At 37.7% G+C, this 20,415-nt stretch carries 18 protein-coding genes; 4 read left to right on the top strand and 14 right to left on the bottom strand.

All coding sequences use genetic code 11. The features are described from left to right. Window positions 1-169 precede the first annotated feature (169 nt). Both J2S10_RS19065 and J2S10_RS19060 read right to left on the bottom strand, forming a co-directional pair. Complete coding sequence (locus J2S10_RS19065) at window positions 170-964, bottom strand: LysM peptidoglycan-binding and 3D domain-containing protein (protein ID WP_307410799.1); 795 nt, start codon at window positions 962-964, stop codon at window positions 170-172. A gap of 366 nt (window positions 965-1,330) precedes the next feature. After that, the gene (locus tag J2S10_RS19060) at window positions 1,331-2,155 is read right to left on the bottom strand and encodes a hypothetical protein (protein WP_307410795.1); all 825 of its coding nucleotides are present in this window, start codon (window positions 2,153-2,155) and stop codon (window positions 1,331-1,333) included. Between the two features lie 211 nt (window positions 2,156-2,366). Here J2S10_RS19060 and J2S10_RS19055 point away from each other — a divergent pair, with 211 nt between their 5' ends. Next, complete coding sequence (locus J2S10_RS19055) at window positions 2,367-3,455, top strand: GIY-YIG nuclease family protein (protein ID WP_370876246.1); 1,089 nt, start codon at window positions 2,367-2,369, stop codon at window positions 3,453-3,455. Continuing rightward, a complete protein-coding gene (locus J2S10_RS19050) occupies window positions 3,452-4,270 on the top strand; it encodes a PRD domain-containing protein (RefSeq protein ID WP_307410790.1) in 819 nt (272 codons plus the stop codon). The genes J2S10_RS19055 and J2S10_RS19050 overlap by 4 nt, the downstream gene beginning before the upstream one ends. Window positions 4,271-4,350: 80 nt before the next feature. Here the strand turns inward: J2S10_RS19050 and nagE are convergent, their stop codons facing one another. The 3 genes from nagE to J2S10_RS19035 form a co-directional block, all read right to left on the bottom strand. After that, window positions 4,351-5,805 (bottom strand): N-acetylglucosamine-specific PTS transporter subunit IIBC, encoded by a 1,455-nt coding sequence (nagE, locus tag J2S10_RS19045; protein ID WP_307410787.1) that lies wholly within the window; start codon window positions 5,803-5,805, stop codon window positions 4,351-4,353. A gap of 276 nt (window positions 5,806-6,081) precedes the next feature. Continuing rightward, window positions 6,082-6,564 carry a PTS sugar transporter subunit IIA gene (locus J2S10_RS19040; RefSeq protein WP_307410783.1) on the bottom strand — a complete coding sequence of 161 codons (483 nt, stop codon included), beginning with the start codon at window positions 6,562-6,564 and terminating at the stop codon, window positions 6,082-6,084. 262 nt (window positions 6,565-6,826) lie between these two features. Further along, window positions 6,827-7,432, bottom strand: coding sequence for a methyltransferase (locus J2S10_RS19035; protein WP_307410780.1), 606 nt, complete (start codon window positions 7,430-7,432; stop codon window positions 6,827-6,829). A gap of 373 nt (window positions 7,433-7,805) precedes the next feature. Between J2S10_RS19035 and J2S10_RS19030 the strand changes: the two genes are divergently transcribed. Further along, on the top strand, window positions 7,806-11,291 hold the full coding sequence (locus J2S10_RS19030) for an efflux RND transporter permease subunit (RefSeq protein WP_307410776.1): 3,486 nt from the start codon (window positions 7,806-7,808) through the stop codon (window positions 11,289-11,291). A gap of 49 nt (window positions 11,292-11,340) precedes the next feature. On the opposite strand, the gene J2S10_RS19025 is transcribed toward J2S10_RS19030, so the two are convergent. The 9 genes from J2S10_RS19025 to J2S10_RS18985 all read right to left on the bottom strand — a co-directional run bounded on the left by J2S10_RS19025 (window position 11,341) and on the right by J2S10_RS18985 (window position 19,498). Beyond that, the gene (locus J2S10_RS19025; protein WP_307410773.1) at window positions 11,341-11,682 is read right to left on the bottom strand and encodes a molecular chaperone GrpE; all 342 of its coding nucleotides are present in this window, start codon (window positions 11,680-11,682) and stop codon (window positions 11,341-11,343) included. 49 nt (window positions 11,683-11,731) lie between these two features. Further along, window positions 11,732-12,616: a CoB--CoM heterodisulfide reductase iron-sulfur subunit B family protein gene (locus J2S10_RS19020; protein ID WP_307410770.1), complete on the bottom strand. Its 885-nt coding sequence runs from the start codon at window positions 12,614-12,616 to the stop codon at window positions 11,732-11,734. Then, window positions 12,613-13,569 (bottom strand): succinate dehydrogenase/fumarate reductase iron-sulfur subunit, encoded by a 957-nt coding sequence (locus J2S10_RS19015; protein WP_307410766.1) that lies wholly within the window; start codon window positions 13,567-13,569, stop codon window positions 12,613-12,615. Before J2S10_RS19015 ends, J2S10_RS19020 begins: the two co-directional genes overlap by 4 nt. Further along, window positions 13,569-15,278, bottom strand: a complete 1,710-nt coding sequence (locus J2S10_RS19010; RefSeq protein WP_307410764.1) for an FAD-binding protein — start codon at window positions 15,276-15,278, stop codon at window positions 13,569-13,571. The genes J2S10_RS19015 and J2S10_RS19010 overlap by 1 nt, the downstream gene beginning before the upstream one ends. 24 nt (window positions 15,279-15,302) lie before the next feature. Beyond that, the gene (locus J2S10_RS19005; RefSeq protein WP_307410761.1) at window positions 15,303-15,863 is read right to left on the bottom strand and encodes a Fe-S-containing hydro-lyase; all 561 of its coding nucleotides are present in this window, start codon (window positions 15,861-15,863) and stop codon (window positions 15,303-15,305) included. Between the two features lie 12 nt (window positions 15,864-15,875). Further along, the gene (locus tag J2S10_RS19000) at window positions 15,876-16,721 is read right to left on the bottom strand and encodes a fumarate hydratase (protein ID WP_307410758.1); all 846 of its coding nucleotides are present in this window, start codon (window positions 16,719-16,721) and stop codon (window positions 15,876-15,878) included. Beyond that, on the bottom strand, window positions 16,721-16,906 hold the full coding sequence (locus tag J2S10_RS18995) for a hypothetical protein (protein WP_307410756.1): 186 nt from the start codon (window positions 16,904-16,906) through the stop codon (window positions 16,721-16,723). The genes J2S10_RS19000 and J2S10_RS18995 overlap by 1 nt, the downstream gene beginning before the upstream one ends. A 35-nt stretch (window positions 16,907-16,941) precedes the next feature. Beyond that, complete coding sequence (locus tag J2S10_RS18990; RefSeq protein ID WP_307410754.1) at window positions 16,942-18,417, bottom strand: anion permease; 1,476 nt, start codon at window positions 18,415-18,417, stop codon at window positions 16,942-16,944. 361 nt (window positions 18,418-18,778) lie between these two features. After that, the gene (locus J2S10_RS18985) at window positions 18,779-19,498 is read right to left on the bottom strand and encodes a response regulator (protein ID WP_307410751.1); all 720 of its coding nucleotides are present in this window, start codon (window positions 19,496-19,498) and stop codon (window positions 18,779-18,781) included. Between the two features lie 345 nt (window positions 19,499-19,843). Between J2S10_RS18985 and J2S10_RS18980 the strand changes: the two genes are divergently transcribed. Next, window positions 19,844-20,410 carry a chromate transporter gene (locus tag J2S10_RS18980; protein WP_307410977.1) on the top strand — a complete coding sequence of 189 codons (567 nt, stop codon included), beginning with the start codon at window positions 19,844-19,846 and terminating at the stop codon, window positions 20,408-20,410. Window positions 20,411-20,415: the final 5 nt, after the last annotated feature.

The raw sequence follows: 20,415 nt of genomic DNA, 5'->3' as shown, positions 1-20,415 counted from the left end.
TATTGCTTAACACAAAAGTACCTCACTCCTGAATTTTTAGGAATGAGGTACTTTTTTAAATGTGATTTAAGAACTAACTATAGCTTTATGATTTGCTGATAAAATCCTGATATTCTCTGTTAAGCTGCACCAAATGAGAGCCTTTTGAAAAAACTTACAGGAATGCAACTTAGTTTAATATTGTTACCTTTAATTGTTTTACTCCAAAATTCAACGCATCTTGTTCAGACGGAATAAATACATCGATTCGATTTCCCTTAATTGCTCCGCCGGTATCTGCAGCGGTGGCTTCACCGAAACCTTCAACATACACTTTACTTCCAAGCGGTATGACAGATGGGTCAACTGCGATGACCCTTTCATTTGGGTTTGCTTTAATATTAATTCCAGTTTTTGTAATACCTGAACAACCGGCACATGAGGCCGTATAGGCTGTAGCTTTCACTGTAATTTGCCTTGAGCCTTTATTACTTACTGATGCAGCTTTTACAGCAGGAGCAGTTCCATTTGGTGCTTGTGGTGCAGCTTCAGCATTTGCAGATGCCGGGCTTGGTACAGGAGCAGCTGGCTGCTCTTGTTTTTCTTTCACAGCATTATTCGTTGTATTTAATCCATCAAAGATTATAAGATTTAATCCGGGATGGATAAGATCGGTAATTAAATTATTCCATTCCTTGATTTGTAAAACGCTTACATGATGATCTATTGCAATATCCCATAATGTGTCATTCTGTTTAACGGTATAATGTTTTTCTGTTGCAATCGTCAATACATCACCGGGGTGAATAAGATCTGTAGTAAGATGGTTCCATTTTTGGATATTTTCTACTGTTGTATTATGTACGCGTGATAGATCCCAAAGGGTATCACCCTCTTGTACAGTAACCGTGGCAGCTTGTACATTAGCACTTACAGTTCCTGAGAGTACAGCAACTGCTATCCATGTTTTAATTTTGTTAAGCATTCTTTTACCCTCCATGTTCTTTGGTTGCTAATTTTTGATAATCTTAACATGGATTTTTCTGAAACAAAGAACAGGGAGATGTTAAATCTTTTACATCTGTGGCATTTATATTACGATAATATTTCCAATTAACTGAAAAATCAAAAAACAAAACACTTCAAAAAGCCCTTTTAAAGCGAAAAGCGCAGAAGTATGCCCCTCCGCGCTCAACTTAAACTAAATAAATAAACATTACTTAAAATGGTCTAAAACGCATATATTTCCCAACAATCACCATTATTACCATCAATCCACACCCTGAATTTAAATCATTTTTGCTGCAGATTATTTTTTCAATCATACATTTCCCGGATTTTCTAATTCGTTTTAGATAGTTTTAAGCTTATATAGAAGATAACTAACCGTAAAGGTTAAGAGCGAAAAAAGTAAGGCAATACTTGCGAATGCCAGTAAATAAGCATTATATTCAGCGCTTTTGACAATCAGCCGATAACTATCGAGATGAAAAATTCCTGCAGCAATGTTAAATAAAACTAGCAGGCAGAAAATCATCCATAACCCTCTAGCAGAACTTTGGATATCCGCTTTACTTAAGGCAATATGTGAAGAAATACTGATGGCCAACACTAGAAATATCCAAAAGAAAGGATTTATTAAATTATGGAGAGTAAAGAGACTCTTGGTTATGGCTATCACTGCTCCACCTATTGTCTTTAAAACATTTATATCCAGTTTCTCCAGGGAAACATGCTGATGGATTTCAGCTTTAAAGGTTTCATAGGATTGCGGTACAAACAGATACATTCCCAATATCAAAGAACCAATTCCGCTAAAAATCGGTCCTAATCCGATAAAAAAATTTCCAACCTGGTGATAAATACTGTTCGGATTATAATGATGCTCTACATATCCCAGCACGCCGTCATGGCTGTTTAACTGTAAAAGTTTAACCCTTGATACCCTGTGCCCCCAAATAAAGCACTGAAGCAGATGTCCAATCTCGTGAATCGGAGTACCGATCCATGCCGTTAAAAGAACCCCTTGCGGCCCGAAAGCCCGAACCAAATATTTGTTTGAATGCTTTTCAAAAAATCCCAAAATAAAACCGATTGCGATCAAAACACCCAAGAGATAAAACAATTCTATAAAACTTAATAGCAGGGTATTGATAAAAGAGGATAAGATATTCAACTGGATTCTTGTTTCCTTTCACTTAATTTCTTTATTTATCAACATCGACACTTTTTTATATTTTAAACGTTTTCTGCAGTTACGCATACTTTTAGGCTTTCATTCAAAATAGATAATAATGATTTTTCGCAGAAATGACTTGATGTGTCAGTCCACAACTTTCATTGTTGTGATAAACTAATAGAAATTTTATTGTCATGCTCAGGGGGGAATTAATATTAATCTAAAAGAAAAGGTAAGGAACCTCCCTTCCTCACCTGGAGTTTATCTTATGAAGGATTCCCATGATGGTATCCTCTACGTTGGAAAAGCAAAAAATTTAAAGAAACGGGTTCAAACATACTTTCAGCATTCAAAGTCTCATTCCGAAAAGATTAAACGGCTTGTTAAAAACATAAAGAATTTCGAATTTATCCTTACAGATACTGAATTTGATGCGTTTATGCTGGAGTGTTCATTAATCAAGAAGTTAAAGCCAATTTATAATAAAAAGATGAAGAGCCCGCAATCCTATACATATATTGTGATAAAGATGAATGAAGCGTGTCATTGGATTGAAATTGCAGGCAACCCCAATATAAATGATGGCAATCTTTATTTCGGTCCTTATCCAAACAAGAACTCGGTGGAAAGAGCAATTCAGGGGATAAAAGAATGCTTTAAAATTAACTGCAGCAACCAGGCTAAAAAGAATACGGCTTGTTTAAACCATTCCATAGGTTTGTGCATTGGCATATGTCTGGGTGGTTCTGCGGTTGAACAGTACAACAGCATCATCAACAAAATCATAGCCCTGCTTAATCGTACTGATACGATTATATTGGACGAAATGAACCAAAAAATGCTAAATGCCTCCGAAAAGTTTGATTTTGAAACAGCAGCAAAGTATCGGGATTATATTGATTCAATCAATTCCCTCATTCATAAAGAAATAGTTATTGAATTTACAGAAGAGAATAAAAACATCGTAATCATTGAATCCTTACATGACAGCACGATTAAACTCTTTCTTATTAAAGGGAATAAAGTTCTTTTTAGCGAAATATATCTACTAAACGATTTTAATTATCTTTGTGCATTAATTAAGGCAACTATTTTAACCCATTTTAATACTGAAGTACTTACCCCATACAAAAGAATCAGTAAGGATGATATTGATGAGGCTCAGATTATCTACAGCTATTTGAAAGGGAGCAACTGCAGATATTTGGTTATTCCTGAAAAATGGCTTGACTTAGAGCTTGGGACCGAGGTAGATGAATCGATTGATAAACTACTAAAGGAGGTGGCTTCTGAGTGAAGATCAAAAAAATTTTGAATAACAATGCTGTTGTGGTCACAGATAATAATGAAGAAAAGATTGCAATCGGTACAGGTATCGCGTTTCACAAAAGAAAAAATGACATTATTAATGCAGCTAAAATTGAAAAACTATTTGTAATGAAGGAAAATGAAAAATTCCAACAGCTGCTTCTTCAAATACCTGAAGAACACTTTTCCCTCTCAGAAGAAATTATCACTTATGCTGAAGAATATCTGGAATCAAAATTAAATGAACATATTCATATAGCGCTTACAGATCACTTATCTTTTGCTATTGAGAGAGTACGTGAAGGAATTCTGCTTAAAAATAAGCTTTTCCATGAAATAAAGATTTTATATAAAAAAGAATTCGATATTGGTATGTGGGCGATCAAGCATATTGAAAAGAAGACAAATATTAAAATGCCCCTTGACGAAGCAGCCTACATTGCACTTCATATTCATACGGCTAAGCTTCAAGGCGGCGATATGAAGCAAACTGTCAGGCAAACTGCTATCATAGGTGAAATGGTTCAGATGATTAAGGAATTCCTGAACATAGAGATTGAAGAAGATGATATCTCGTACCAACGATTAATCATGCACCTTAGATTCACCGTTTCACGAATAAGTAATTACGAACTTCATACAATGGATGAAGAGATGCTGAAAATGATAAAAAAGAAATTCCCCATTTCCTACAACTGTGCAGCGCAGGTAGCTAAGGACCTTTCTCATCTTCACAGCATCCATCTTCCCGACCAAGAACTTGGATACATAACGCTTCATATTGAAAGATTAAGAAAAAGTTAAACTGCAGAAAAAAAATGCCTGGGCCAAATTTTTGCCCAAGCATTTTTTGTTTTTGCTAGCTTTCCTTTATGAATCGATTTTTATTTGCGAATTTTTATCATTTCATCAGCTACGAATTGTACTTGTGTACCAACAATAACTTGAATGCTTTGCGGTCCAACAATATTAATTCCAGGTACGCCGGTAGATTTAATTTTATTTTGATCCACCGCTTTCATGTCTTTAACTTCTATTCTTAGGCGTGTGACACAGTTATCAATAGATGTCACATTCGCGTCTCCACCTAGGCCTTCATAAATTTTAGCAGCCATCACTGCAAATTTATTTTCGGCAGTGTCCTTTGTTGCCACATCAGCTTCAGAGATCTCTTCATCGGAATCTTCTTCTCTGCCCGGTGTCATTAAGTTGAATTTCGTAATCAAGAAGCGGAATAAAAAATAGTAAATAACAGCAAAAACAAGACCTTGAACTAGTAACATATATGGATGATTAGCCAAAGGTAATCGTGAACTTAATATAAAGTCAACAAGTCCCGCACTAAAACCAAACCCTGCTGTCCAATGGAACAAGGCAGCAATCGCTAATGAAACACCAGTTAATGCGGCATGTACAACATAAAGCATTGGCGCAACAAACATGAACGCAAATTCAATCGGCTCTGTAACACCGGTAAAGAAGGATGCAAAACCTGCTGCTAACATCAATGATGCCACTTGTTTTTTCTTTTTCGTTTTTGCAGTATGATACATCGCTAAGGCTGCTGCCGGTAAACCAAACATCATAACTGGGAAGAAGCCCGCCTGATACATTCCTGTAACACCTTTTGTTCCTTTTCCTGCCCAGAAATTTCCGATATCATTGATTCCTGCTACATCAAACCAGAATACTGAGTTTAATGCGTGGTGTAACCCTGTTGGAATTAAAAGTCGGTTGAAGAAGCCATATAGTCCGGCACCAAGAGCACCTAACTTACTAATCCCTTCACCAAAAGAAACTAATCCAGTAAAGATTATTGGCCATACAAAGAATAAAACAAGGGAAACTAGTAACATAGTAACTGATGTCATGATTGGGACCAGACGTTTCCCACTAAAGAATGCTAAAGCATCCGGTAATTTTACATGACTAAAACGGTTGTACATGGTTGAAGCAACGACCCCTGAAAGAATCCCGACAAATGCATTTCCTATTTTTCCAAAAGCAGGGTCTACTTTTTTTACATCAATCCCTTCCAGCAAAGCTACTGATCCTGTTGAAAGCAAAGTGGTAACGACAAGATAAGCAACCAATCCGCTCAACGCCGCTGAACCATCTCTTTCTTTCGCCATGCCTAATGCTACTCCAACTGCAAATAAGAATGGGATATTGTCGATAATGGCAGATCCAGCTTTGATTAAGAAAGCAGCTATCGGACTTCCGGCTCCCCATCCTGAAGGATCGATCCAGTAACCTATCCCCATCAAAATTGCTGCAGCCGGCAACACTGCGACAGGTAACATCAAAGAACGACCAATTCTCTGTAAATATTTCTTCATATTAATTACCCCCTAAACAACATTTTTTCTACCTATAAGAGCATGAATAAAACCATACTAAGAAGCTATAAAAATAATAATTTCTTCAAAATAATTAAGAATATAAATGCTTAAATTTTTCTTTGATTTAGCCAATTGTAGATTTGTAATAAGGTGTTAATACCGTGGATTATCCTCTTTAGCGTGACAATTAAAAATTCCATAATCGCCTGAATCCTTGTCTTACAATGGTTATCTGTTTTAGCATCACCTCCTTTCAACATACGCAATACCCTTTTAGGAAACGATTATTATAACCGTCTTTCCCTGAATAGCTTTCTTTTCCTCTGTGATGGTATATTGTCTATCCCCTTTTTGACTATTTGTAATCACAATGGGTGTGACGGTACTTTTTGCATTTGTACTGATATATTCCCAATCAACCTCAATCAGTAGCTGTCCGATCAAAACTTTGTCCCCCATACTCACTGCTGTTTTAAAGCCTTCCCCTTTAAGTGCTACTGTTTCCAAACCGATATGGATAAGAATTTCAGTCCCGTCCTTTGCGAGAATTCCAATCGCATGCCTAGTAGGTGCAATTTGAATAATGGTTCCTTCTACCGGAGCACAAATATTCCCCTTCGCAGGAATGATTGCTACCCCTTCACCGATCATTTTTTCGCTGAAAACAGGATCCGGAACCTTTTCGAGCGGAATAATTTCTCCATTGACCGGAGTGTAAATTTGTAATGCAGCTTTTTTAAAAGGATTCCAACGCATTTCTAATTCCCCTTTTCTTATGGTGATTAAAAGAATCTGATTAATAATGTATAAGCGGCACTTTATAGGTATAAAGGCCGATTTTTTAATGCTATGTATTATGGGGCAACAAAAAAAGGCATGGAGGTATAATAAAAAGGTTAAAAACCTTCTATTTACCACCATGCCTGATCGTATCAGTAACATGTGATCCATTATTAAACTATTAGCTTAATAATACCATTAAACTGTATAAAAGCAATATGTAAACGGTAACATTTTTTTATCCCCATCGATAGATTAAAAATCTTTCATTGGGATTATGTTCATAAAAGGGCTGTAGTCTGACTTCCTTTTTCAATTCAAAAGAAGTATGGTTTTCTAAAAAATAAATATAATCTTTTGCTGGATAATATAAAACAAGCTCTATTTCCCGTGCAGATTTTTCCACTGAAACTAAAATATTTTTTATGATTTTCATGAAAATTTGTACGGTAAATGGATTAAAAAAATAAAATCGATTGTCTGATGGTTCGATTTGGTACTCTTCCGCTAAGCAACGATGGAAATGAATTCTATTTTCATTATTTTTCTTTTTCTTTAAATAATTCTTTCGATTTTCCATCGCTTCTTGATAAAACACCTCATTCATTTCTACCCCTGCAACAGACGCATTAAAAAAATAATGGATATAGAAGTTTAATCGTCCTTTTCCGCACCCAAAGTCAATAATGCAATCACTGCTTTTCAATTCATATTGATTAAATAACGTATCAAGAGCACTATATGGCGTTGGTTCATACCGATGATAATGCAAGGACTTGTTAAATCCTTTCTGATTTCCAACTGTTTTTATATTCAGCAAGGTATCATAATACTGTTCATTCATGGTTTACTCCTATAAATAATAATTTTAAATGTATTATTAATAATATAGATTTTTTAACCTGTATTGAAGTATCTATGCTTATTTCTATAACTCATAAAATATCCTTTATAATTAATAGAATTTTCAAAAAAAGCTCTCCGTTTGAAGGGGATTTCCTATTGTTACAGCAATTAAAACAGAAGAAAAAACTTTTTGTGTTGATGCCTCTCTTCCCTCTGGATGTTATTATATAAACCTGTTATTGTAGGCTCGAGGTACTATTTTTATTACAAAAATCAACAAGTTGAAACGGAGGGACAAGACCGCTCTTTATCAAATAAAGTTGACTAATTTTCTTCAATAGATGGACCAATCATTTTAAAGGAGTGTCACTGTGAGTTTTTTTACACGATTTTCATTAAAAAATATAGGATTAATTTTTATTATTATTGCTCTCATTATTGGCGGGGGAGTCTATGCGACCACCTCGATGAAGATGGAGCAATATCCGAATGTCGATGTCCCTTATTTATCACTAAATGTCGTTTATCCCGGCGCTACACCATCCCAAGTTTCCGAGGATGTAGGTAAGCCGATTGAGGAAGAACTCTCAAAGTTAGCAAATTTAAACAACTTATATGTGATTTCTTCAGCCAATAATGCCAATGTCATGTTGGAGTTTTCGATGACAGCTGATATGGACAAAGCGGCATCAGATGTCACGGAAGCTTTGGCAAAGGTAAAATTACCCGACACAGCAAAAGCGGCTCCTATTCAAAAACTAGGGCCTACTTCCCAACCCATCTACCTATTCGCGGTAAAGGGCAATGGAGAGGCACCGGACAAAGTGCAGTCTTTTATTGAAGACAACATTAAACCGAAATTGGCTGACATTCCGGATATTTCTGATGTTACCATTTATGGAATTACAGACAAACAGGTCATAATTAAAATTGATCCCGATAAACTCAAGCAGAATAATTTAACGCTTGATAAAGTGAACCAAGCCATACAGGCAAGCAATCTATCAGCACCAACAGGTCAAGTTACGATAAATGATAAAGAAATGGCAGTTCAAGTCGGGAAACAGCTCGGATCTTTAGATGAAATTAAAAATATTTCCATTATGAGTATCCAACAAAATAACAAAGGGATGACCGATGCCTTTTCATCGATCGGCAACGGATTTAAACAAATAGGCGGCACTATTGGTACTCTGGGGAAATCTGTTGGAATGACATCCAAGCAAGCTGAGCTATTGCAACAAGAAATTCTTGTGACAACAGGCATCAGTCAGCTTGCAGGACAACTGCAAGCTGACCAAATGAAACTGCAATCGTTAATGAGCAATACTTCTGCCTCTCAGGGGAACGGTGGACAAGGGGCCGGGCAAGGTGGTTCTACACAAGGAACTGCTCAAGAAGCACAAGCATTAAAATTGAAAATTCAAGCTGAACAAAACAAGCTTACAGAGTTGCAAGGAGCTCTGAAGAAATTACAGGCCGGAATTGATAGTATTAGCAAAAGTAATGCACAAAACCTTTCTTCCATGTCTAAAGGAAATAATTCAGGTGCAATTAATTCGGCTCCATCAACAAGCACGAGTTCGGCAGTAACCATTAACACTGTAAAACTTAGCGATATTGCTACGGTAACCTATGAGGCAGGTGAACAGGCTAATATTACGAGGTTAAACGGAAAACCGGCAACCGTCGTAGCTATTCAGCCAAACCTCGGCTCCAACACGGTGGAGATTGTAAAAAATGTAAAAGCAAAATTAAAAGAAGTTTCATTGCCAAAGGGCTATGAAATTTCAACCCTTCGCGATGAATCAGTTTCTATTTACAATTCAGTTCAATCGATGTTGCGTGAAGCACTGTTTGGTGCACTTTTAGCAGCTGTGGTCACTCTATTATTTTTGAGAAATTTACGTACGACCATTATCGCGTTGCTTTCCATTCCGTTATCTATTTTTGTCACGATGTTCATTATGAAGCAAATGGATTACTCACTTAATATGATGACACTCGCAGGGATCGCCGTAGCAGTCGGGCGGGTTGTCGATGATAGTATCGTCGTGATTGAAAATTTATATCGCCGGATTCTCACTTCCGGGAAGGAAGTACGGAATGCCGAATTTGTTTTAAGTGCAACAAAAGAAGTATCGTCGGCTATAACTTCCTCAACGGTTACAACCATTGGAGTATTTATACCTTTGGCGTTTGTTCCGGGGATTGTTGGAAAGTTTTTTGCGCCATTTGCCTGGAGTGTAGTCATTTCAATTGCTTTCTCTCTGGTAATTGCTGTAACAGTCATTCCTGTTTTATCGAAACTGTTTCTTTTGAATTTAAAACCTGTGGAGCACCGTGAAACGGTCATCCAAAAAACTTACAAAAAGGTACTCGATTGGTCCTTACATCATAAAACAATTGTTTTGGTTTTCAGTGTTTTATTATTACTGACTTCGATTCTTGGGGTAAAAAAAGTCCCGATAAACTTTTTCCCGCAAGAGAAATCCAGTTATTATAATGTTTCCACAGACATGCCGGTCGGTACCTCCTTAGATAAAGCAAATTCTATAGCTGCTCAAGTGGAAAAGGTCCTTGCAGATACAAATGAGGTTGCAAATTATCAAACAACTGTCACCGCAGGACATTCTGCCATTCAGGTAACATTAAAAGAAAACGCTGATACCAAGAAGTTTGAGGATACCGTTCGTAAAAGTACAAATGATTTCGGCAAGGATTTTATCACTACTCTTAAAGCAACAGGCAACACTCCGGGCGGCGGCGGTCTCTCGATGATTATAACGGGTTCAAATGTGAACTCCCTAAACAAAGCGGCTACTAAATATGAAGAAGCAATTAAAAATATCCCGGGTTTAGCCGAAGTAACCTCTAACGTGAAAGCAGTCCGTCCGCAAATATCGGTAAAAGTGGACAATGACAAAGCCGTACAAAACGGGATTTATCAGGGAATGATCGCTAGTACTGTTCGCAATATGATTAGCGGCTCCACAGTTTCCAAAGTTGTTCTGAACAATAAGACAACAGATATCAACGTACAGCTTGATACAGGAAAACTGGATTCATTGCAGAAAATTGCCGATCAAAAAATTACCAATTCCATTGGGGACGATGTTTCATTAAAGGATATCGCCACAGTGGAAGAAACAACAGGACCTACCTCCATCCAACGCTTGAATAAAATGGAGTATGTGTCGATCAACGGGAAATTCACATCAAATAATAGTGCTCAAATCCAAAAACTGATTCAACAAAAGGTATCTACAGTAAAAGTGCCTAAAGGGGTAAGCTATTATTTTGAAGGAGAAGCAAAATCAATCAGTGAAGGCTTTACAAACATGTTCTTGGCTATTGGCGTAAGCATCATCCTCGTCTATTTAGTCATGATTGTGACATTTAGCGAGATGTTGGCCCCATTTGCCATTCTCTTCTCCTTACCATTTGTCTTTGTCGGAGTCATTTTTGGATTATTACTTACGCACGAATCTCTCGGCATGCCTGCTTTGGTAGGGATTCTCATGTTAATAGGTATTGTTGTAACCAACGCCATTGTACTTGTAGATAAGGTTAAACAAAATGAGACTGCCGGGATGAATACGTTTGATGCACTTATTGAGGCAGGAACAATCCGGATTCGTCCAATATTAATGACAGCCGTCGCCACAGTCGGTGCTCTTACTCCGTTAGCTCTATCGACGGAAGGCGGGCTTATCTCACGTTCGTTAGCAATCGTGGTAATTTCCGGATTAACAACATCAACATTGTTGACACTTGTGATTGTGCCGGTTGTTTATTCTATTTTGGATAAAATTAGAGGGAAACTTTTTAAGAGAAAAGCGGTGGTAGAAGCGTAATAAAAAGGAGGTTATCGGCATTAAATCCCGATGACCTCCTTTTTTATTTTTAATGCCGAATTCTATAAAACTTATAAACACCGCTGGTTATTGAGACTTTTATAAATTCTTCTATATTTTCTTTCCAGGCTAGGTTCTTATTTCCTTTAAAAAAGGTTGCTACACCATCATTTACTTTAATCCACTTTTTCGTATCTTCATCCTGGAAATACCCTGTAATCGAATTCGATAATGGGTGGAAAGCTTTCTTAATAGAATGTATAGTTCCGTAGTAAATATAGCTCTCACCATACTGATCATGAATCCAATCGTCATGTGTATTTAAGAGCCAAAGCCTTCCTTTATTAATATTTCCGACTAATTTTGCTTTTTTTTGATAGGTATATTTCATTAAAATATATCCCCTTAGTCATATTACACTGTAGAATGTTTAATTAAACTTAAACCAATACTAAGCTCTCTTTTAATACAGGAATGGCATCTACAACATGTCGTTGGATTGCGAGTTCCTCAGGTGAAAAGCCTAATGCAAGACCGATCAGCTGTGGTAAATGAAGGATCGGCATCGTAATATCCTCATTAAAGGCTTTTTGAGCATCCGGCTGATAAGCATCAAGCTGCATTTGACATAAAGGACAAGGGGTTACAATACAATCTGCACCGGAATATTTCGGTGACAAACAGTTTTTAGCAGTAAGATCCATGACTTCTTTTTCAGCTGGAAATACAGCGTGGAACCCACAACAGGCAAGGCGTTGATCAAAGTCGACACTCTCAGCTCCTAATACCTCTGCCACCATCTCCATTGATTGTGGGTTCATATGGTTTTCAAATCCCATAATATCAGGGGGCATTAGAATATGACAGCCATAAAAATTTGCTACTTTTAGTCCCGTTAGAGGCCTTTTTACTTTTTTCCTTAGATTCTCTAACCCATAGTCTTGAATTAACGCCCATAAAAAATGAGTTACTTCGACTGTTCCTTTATACTCAAGCCCTGCATTTTTTAGTCCTTCATTCACCTTTGTTTTAAGCTTTTCATTTTTATCCATTTTAAGTTTTGCTGTACGTAACATTAATGTACAAGTATTGCAAACTGTTAATAATTTTAAAGTATCCAGTTCTTCAGCTAAAGCAATATTTCTGGCATTAATAGAGGTTGCTAAAAAGGTATCTACGTCTTGAATATGACTTGCACCACAGCAAGTCCAGCCCTTTAGTTCAATTAATTCAATTCCCAGAGCAGAAGCAACTTTTTGTGTAGAGATCATGAGTTCTTCAGCCGCTGATTCTAATGTACATCCTGGAAAAAATGCATATCTCATGATTCGCTAACCCCCTCGGCAAATTTATAAATTTCTCTGACACCTTTGATCCCTTCAACAGCTTTTGGCATGTGTAAAGGATTGATTTTTCCTTTTCTGATCATTCGTAATGCAAAAGGAATGCGTGACATTGTGTTAATAACTCCCTCTGTTTTCACAGGAAGCATAACCTCATTAAGCCGCCCTTTATTTTTCACATCATCATGGAAGGCGTATGCGTGTTTAGCTCCCTTATTATTAACTTCACCCATTTTCATAGATTCCTGTCTTAAGTATGCAATTTGGTCAGTCAAAGGAATACCTTTTGGGCATTTTGATACACACTGCATACAATGGAGGCATTTCCATAATTCATTTTCAAACACAGGGTTAATATGCTCTTCCGGTGAGGCATCCCTGGAATCAATCGCAAAACGATATGCTCTGTTTAAAATAAATGGATCTAAATATGTTCCATCATTCACTGCAAGCTGATTACATTCAGATGTACAAACACCGCAAAGGATGCAATCTGTTGGTGCGGCAATTTCATGATAATCGGATTCATCCTGAATAAAACCCATTTCCTTGCTTCCTTCATCTGATGGCAGTAACCATGGTTTAACCTGTTCCATTTTTTCCATCTTTGGTTCCCATGCAACCACCAGGTCTTTGATTACTTCAAAATTATTTAATGGTTCAAATGTCAACCTATTTGTATCAAATGTTTCTAATACTTCATCCAAAGAGGTCTTACAAGCAAGAAATGCATTGTCATTTACTCTGACAGCACAGCTTCCACAAATAGCATGCCTGCACGCTGATGTAAAATTCAAGGTTGGATCTTTGTGCTCACGAATGGAGGTTAATGCCCACAGGATCGTTTTTCCTTTTTCATATGGAAGCTCATAGTTTTGAAACCATTCATTGTTTCCATCAAATCTTTTAATCTTAAAATATATTGTTGTATACATTAGTATTTACGCTCCTCCGGTTGATATTTCGTGATTTTGACCGGGATGTAATCTAATCGATACTGATCACATTCTTTATAAATCAAAGTATGTTTAAGGAATTCGGCATCATTACGTTCAGTATAATCCGCTCTGGAATGGGAGCCCCTGCTCTCTTTACGTGCGATTGCTCCTAACGCGACTGCTTTTGCAAGTTTCAATATATTACCAATCTCAACATAATTGATAAAAGCCATATTGTACGTTTTAGATGGATCACCGGCATAAGCATCCTTATATTCTTCTAATAATTGTTCAACGATTTTTAAAGCTTTTTCCATATCCTTTTCAGTACGAAAAATACCAACATTGTACCACATGGTTTCTGCTAATCGATCACGAATGCTAAACATGTTGATTCCTGACTTTTTATTTCGGATTGTTTCAAACTTTTTTTTCCATTTATCGGTTTCAGATTCCAATTTGTTTGTTCCTAAGAAAGAACGTTTCCTCGCTGTTTCTTTTGCCCCCAGTCCGGCATATTTACCGAATAGGACTACATCTGCAACGGAATTTCCGCCAAGACGGTTTGCACCATGGATCGAAACGCTTGAACATTCTCCAGCAGCATGGACACCCTCTATCGGTGTGCTGCATGTTTTATAGTCACTAACATGTATACCACCCATCATGTAATGACAGCTCGGCCTAATCGGAACGGGTTCTTTTATTAGGTCTACGCCTTCAAATTCCAATGCAAGCTCTCGGACTTGAGGAAGACGCTCCATTATTTTTTCCTCTCCCAAATGACGTAAATCCATCAGAACGTATGAACCCATTCCTTCCCCAAAACCCCGGCCCTCTTTAATTTCTGTTTCAATAGATCTTGAAACAAGGTCACGGGGACCAAGCTCCATTTTTTCCGGAGCGTATCTTGCCATAAATCTTTCTCCATCTTTATTGATTAAATACCCGCCTTCACCACGGCAAGCTTCTGATAAAAGAACTCCCGTCGATGCAAGTCCTGTCGGATGAAATTGGACAAACTCAGGATCCTTTAGTGGTATCCCGGCTTCGAAACACGCAGCCGTACCGTCTCCTGTCATATTAATGGCGTTGGTCGTTCTACTCCAATAAACTCGGCCGAACCCTCCTGTTGCAATGACAACTGCTTTTGCCTGAATTGGATGGATTTCTCCACTGCGAATATCCATTGCAACTATGCCCTGAAACTTCCCATCCTCCACAGCAAGGGATAATAAGTGCCAATCATCGAAAAACTTCACCTTATTTTTTAGGCACTGTTCGTACAGTGCATGCAGGATAACGTGACCTGTTTTATCAGCTGAATAACAGGTTCTTGGACTTGAGGCACCCCCAAATGGTCTTTGGGCTATACGTCCATTTTCATCACGGGAAAATGGAACGCCGTAAAAATCCAATTCAGAAATTACTTTTGGCATATTAGAAGTGAAAAACTCCACCGCATCCTGGTCTGCCAAAAAATCGCTTCCTTTAACCGTATCGCGAAAATGCTTTTCTGTTGAATCGGTTGAATCGCGATAAGCCATTGCTGCATTTATTCCGCCCTGAGCCGCACCTGTATGGGAACGGGTAGGGAATATCTTTGATAGGCAAGCAACTCGCAAACTTTTATCTTCGCTAGCTGAAAGTGCAGCCATCATTCCTGCACCGCCGGCACCTACTATAACAACATCATAAGTTAGCATGGAAAATTCCACCTCAATATTCTGTTAGTCTTCCATTCTGTATTGTTTTACACCAATTTCATAGAGATCATTTCCTTCACAATCAACAGCAACAATACACGGATAATTTTCTACTTCCATCCGGCGAATAGCTTCCGGACCCAAGTCAGGGAATGCAACGATCTCAACTTTTTTAATTGTATCGGCAATTAATGCTGCCGCTCCGCCAATTGCAGCAAAGTAAACAGCTCCATGTTTTTTCATTGATTCAATAACTTCCTTGCTGCGTGGGCCTTTTCCTATCATGCCGCGAAGTCCCTGCTCCATCATAGCCGGTGAATAAACATCCATTCGGCCGCTTGTGGTTGGTCCGCAAGAACCGATCGCTTTTCCCGGTTTAGCCGGTGTCGGTCCTGCATAGTAAATGATTTGGTCCTTTACCTCTACCGGCAATGGCCTATGGTTGTTTAATGCTTCTACCATATTTTTATGGGCTGCGTCCCTCGCTGAATAAATGACTCCAGTAATGCTAACCTGATCACCGGCTTTTAAATCTTTAACTTGATCATAGGTAAGTGGTGTAGTAAGTGTTTTAATTGTTGTCATTTTTTCGCCCCCTTATAATGTTGCCTCTGTATGTCTTGCTGCGTGGCAATTTAATGTCACACAGACAGGCATCATGGCGATATGGGTAGGATAAGTTTCGATATGGACAGCAAGAGCTGTTACTTTTCCCCCAAAACCTTGTGGGCCAATTCCCAATTTATTAATCCGTTCAAGAAATTCTTTTTCTACTTCCGCATAAGCCGGATTTGGGTTTGGTGCTCCTGCTTTTCTAGCCAATGCTTTTTTTGCGAGCAAGGTGCACTTATCCATCGTGCCGCCGATTCCTACACCTACTATTACTGGAGGACAGGGGTTACCGCCAGCCTGTGTAATCGAATTAACAATGAAATCTTTTACCCCATCGATACCTTCAGCAGGTTTACACATTTTTACGGCACCCATATTTTCGCTGCCGGCACCTTTTGGTAAAACTTGAATAGTAAGTTTATCTCCAGGAACGATTTCCATATGAATAACGGCTGGTGTGTTATCACCTGTATTTCTTCTATCTAAGACAGGATCTGAAACGACTGATTTTCTTAAATAACCCTCTTCATAACCCTGGCGTACTCCCTCATTGATCGCCTCTGTTAAATCACCCTCCGTAACCCTGAGATCCTGTCCAATTTCTACAAAAATCACCGTCATCCCTGTATCCTGGCAAATTGGAGCATGTTCTGACCGTGCTAGTTTCACATTTTTCAAGATTTTCTCCAAGCTATAAATTCCAAATTGAGATTCTTCCTGTTCCAATCCTGCTGCAATAAGATTTTCTACATCTTCTGGTAAATCACATGCAGCCTTTATACAAAGCTCTTTAACTGTCTCCGTAATTAACTTTGCAGAAACTTCGCGCATTATTTAACTCCTCCAATTGATAGCAATTTCCTGCTATCTTCGTCTGCTACGATCGTTAGTTGAATCTCGCCGCATTTTGAACAAACTAGAAAGGGAACGACTAATTCGTATCCATCATCAGAACCATGATATAGTTCTACCCGATGTTCCGTTTTTAAAGCAGCAAAGCAACAGTTGGATTTCATAAACTGTCCCCCATATCAACTTTTTGGATAAATTTTTACCAAAGGCCAAGTAATTTCCACCATAGTCCTCCAATTCCTATCCACACGACAATATGAATAATGGAAATAAGGAAACCTAATGACCACCATTTATTTTGGGTAACATAACCGCTGCCAAAGAAAACTGGGGCTGGTCCACAGCCGTAATGTGTCATACATCCGAATAAATTACTAAAGAATGCAAGTATTAATGCTGCCACCAAAGGAGGTGCTCCTGCTGCAATAACTACTGTCAGAAACGCAGCAAACATAGCACTGACATGTGCTGTATTACTTGCAAAGAAATAATGGGAATAGAAGTAAACAATTGATAGAATGACCAATGCCCATACCCAAGGCATTCCGCTTACAGCGCCTTTCATGGTGCTGCTAAACCATGGAATCATACCTAACTGATTTAAGAACGTTGCCATCATGACCAAAACGGAAAACCAGATTAATGTATCCCAGGCCCCTTCTTCTTTCTTAATATCTGACCATGATAAAACTTGTGTTAGTAGAAGCATTCCTAAACCAATAAAAGCAGTGGTTGTAGCATTTATATTTAAGCTCGTTCCAAAAATCCATAACGATAAAATTAGAAGAAATACACCAATCATGTACCATTCTTCTTTTTTAAGAGGTCCCATTTCTTTCAGCTTTTGGGCTGCCATTTCAGTAGCAGCAGGTGTTTCCTTAATCTCGGGCGGGTACAATTTATAAATGATATAAGGGATTAAGATCAAACTTATCAGTCCGGGTACGATTGCTGCTGTTGCCCAGCCCATCCAAGAAATTGATTTGCCTGTTAGGTCCTTTGTAATTTGAACGGCTAATGGATTGGCAGCCATTGCCGTTAAAAACATAGCAGATGTGATCATGTCACCCTGAAAAGAAACTTTTGTTAAAAATGCTCCAATTTTTCGTTCGGTACCATCCCCAACCCGAGAACCATATGATTCTGAAAGGGAACGGATAATCGGAAGAAGGATTCCACCCGCTCTAGCCGTATTTGATGGCATTGCCGGTGATAATATAAGGTCACTAGCGATCAGAGAATAGGATAAACCAAGGGTTTTTTTACCGAATTTCTTTACAAACACATAGGCTACACGTGAACCTAATCCTGTTTTTATAAATCCTCTTGAAATAAAAAATGCAATGACAATCAGCCAGATTGTTGAATTTTGAAAACCGCTCAATGACTGTTCGATTGTCAATGTTTGTGTAATTACTGTTGAAGTTAACGATAATATAGCTACACTTCCCATTGGCAGTGGTTTGCTTATTAAACCAATAATGGTCGCCACAAAAATTGCAAATAAATGCCAAGCCTGAGGTTTCAAACCTGCCGGCGGCCCAATCATCCAAATTCCAATTCCAACAGCAAGTGTAATCAATAAAGGAACTAGTTTTACCTCACTCGTTTTCTTTGGATTATTGACTAGTGGATCGGTCGGATTTTGTCTTAGCTTTTTAGCTTGAACAGACATCTTTTCACTCCCTTTAAATTTAGATTTAGTAAAGTTCACAAAATGTACATATTTGTGAAAAACTTCACAAACTATTGTTTTAAAATAGCCGCTAATTTTAATTAGAAGCTTTCAAAACAACTCATTCGATTTGCAAGAAAAAATTTGACTTTCTAGAATGACCTTTGCAGATAAGAATAATTTTCGAAAATCCCCCCATTTAATATACACGAATAAAATTCTATTTACTCTACGATCAAATCTTACTTAAAAAGCCGAGCAGTTAATAGTTAATGAAAATTTATAAAGAGTTTTGTAATTAAGGAAAGTAAAACTAAAAAAAAGAGGATTGAGATCGCTCTCTACCCTCTTTATTGTTATGCTATGGACTGCCAATGTATTTATTTATTAAAGTGTAATCCTCATTATTAATGCGATGCATATAAACAGGCCGACCTATAGCTCCATATACGACCTCTGTTTCCAAAATATTAATTTCCGTTAAAAAAAACAGATATTTCCGCATTGAAACTCTCGATATCCCTACAAGCTGAGCTAATTCATCTGTTGAAAAAAAGTCATTCTTCTTTTCAACAATTTTTTCCCAAACCTTTATTAAGGTACTTTTAGTTAACCCTTTAGGAATCTCAAAGCCCGACAGGATTTGCTGTTCTTTATGATGGATTATATTATCCAAGTCGTTTTGATTCAGCTTTTCCTGGTTATTTATTAAGATTTGTTCCTCTTGATAAGAGGTAAGGGCAGCTTTAAACCTTCCAAATTCAAATGGTTTTATCAAATAATCTACAGCACCGAACCTTAATCCGTTTTTTATACTTTGCTTATCACAAGCCGCTGTTATGATGATGACATCAATCCCTTTTCCTAAACCTCTTATTTTTGACAGCAGACTCCAGCCATTTTCTCCAGGCATATAAATATCCAATAGGATAAGATTGATCTCCTCATTTTCGATGATCGGCAGAGCTTCATCGAACGAGGAAGCAATTCCTACCAATTCAAATCCGTTTATTTTCTCAAGATATCTTCGGTTAAATTCTGCTACCATTGGATCATCTTCAACTATGAACGTCTTAATCATGATTCTCCACTCCTACGCCTCATATGAAATAATAATATAATCACAGATTAAAACATTTATTTACCTATTTCTCACTTTTTTATATTGTAATGCTGAATTAGGTCAGAAACTGTTTCAATATTGTGAAGAAAAGGTTATGAGTCAAGACATAACTTCGCAGAGTTCCTATGTATAACCAAAGAGGAGCCTTTTCTTTTATTATCAGAAAGGTTCTCTCTCCTTAAAAGTCTTTTTGGGTAATTTATTGAAAACATGCTTTACTATTTTTGAAACAATTCTATATTAAAGATAGACAATTTTAATTTTATTAAAGAAAAAGTAAGAGTTTTAAAAAATTAGGGGGAAATCGAAGTGTTTTATAAAGAATTAATCCTTGCAATGCTCCGTACAGGAATATTAGGGTTTGGCGGCGGGCCATCCGTCATTCCATTAATACGCTACGAAGCGGTAACACGCTATCGATGGTTAGATGATGAGGAATTTGGAGAGACATGGGCGATAGCAAATGCTTTACCGGGACCGATTGCCCCCAAAATGGCCGCTTATCTGGGATACAGACAAAAAGGAGTTATCGGGGCTATTATTGCCGTTTTATCTCATATAGCTCCGACCTGTCTTGCCACGGTACTTCTTCTTTCACTTGTACATGTTCTTAGTTTTTCTAAAACATTTACTAAAATGGTTAGCGCGGTTATGCCGGTTATCGCTGTTATGCTGGGCCAGATGGCCTATGAATTTGGATTTAAAGCATTGAAGGGGTTAGGTAAAATACTCGGCATTATTTTTTTAGTCCTATCTTTCATCCTGCTTTATGTTGTACCCATCCATCCTGCCATTGTCATCTTAATCTTTTTGACCTATGGAGCTTTTCATTTCAACATTAAAAACAAAATAAGGCAAACTTCTAAATAAGGGGT

The sequence above is a fragment of the Neobacillus ginsengisoli genome (assembly GCF_030813055.1).
Note: the sequence above shows the minus strand (reverse complement) of the source record. Positions and strands in the feature narration are given on the sequence as shown.

Bases quoted from the DNA above. Each gene is read 5' to 3' on its own strand.
- J2S10_RS19065 (WP_307410799.1), bottom strand. From the start codon at position 964: ATGCTTAACAAAATTAAAACATGGATAGCAGTTGCTGTACTCTCAGGA.
- nagE (WP_307410787.1), bottom strand. From the start codon at position 5,805: ATGAAGAAATATTTACAGAGAATTGGTCGTTCTTTGATGTTACCTGTC.
- J2S10_RS19040 (WP_307410783.1), bottom strand. From the start codon at position 6,564: ATGCGTTGGAATCCTTTTAAAAAAGCTGCATTACAAATTTACACTCCG.
- J2S10_RS19035 (WP_307410780.1), bottom strand. From the start codon at position 7,432: ATGAATGAACAGTATTATGATACCTTGCTGAATATAAAAACAGTTGGA.
- J2S10_RS19025 (WP_307410773.1), bottom strand. From the start codon at position 11,682: ATGAAATATACCTATCAAAAAAAAGCAAAATTAGTCGGAAATATTAAT.
- J2S10_RS19020 (WP_307410770.1), bottom strand. From the start codon at position 12,616: ATGAGATATGCATTTTTTCCAGGATGTACATTAGAATCAGCGGCTGAA.
- J2S10_RS19015 (WP_307410766.1), bottom strand. From the start codon at position 13,569: ATGTATACAACAATATATTTTAAGATTAAAAGATTTGATGGAAACAAT.
- J2S10_RS19010 (WP_307410764.1), bottom strand. From the start codon at position 15,278: ATGCTAACTTATGATGTTGTTATAGTAGGTGCCGGCGGTGCAGGAATG.
- J2S10_RS19005 (WP_307410761.1), bottom strand. From the start codon at position 15,863: ATGACAACAATTAAAACACTTACTACACCACTTACCTATGATCAAGTT.
- J2S10_RS19000 (WP_307410758.1), bottom strand. From the start codon at position 16,721: ATGCGCGAAGTTTCTGCAAAGTTAATTACGGAGACAGTTAAAGAGCTT.
- J2S10_RS18995 (WP_307410756.1), bottom strand. From the start codon at position 16,906: ATGAAATCCAACTGTTGCTTTGCTGCTTTAAAAACGGAACATCGGGTA.
- J2S10_RS18990 (WP_307410754.1), bottom strand. From the start codon at position 18,417: ATGTCTGTTCAAGCTAAAAAGCTAAGACAAAATCCGACCGATCCACTA.
- J2S10_RS18985 (WP_307410751.1), bottom strand. From the start codon at position 19,498: ATGATTAAGACGTTCATAGTTGAAGATGATCCAATGGTAGCAGAATTT.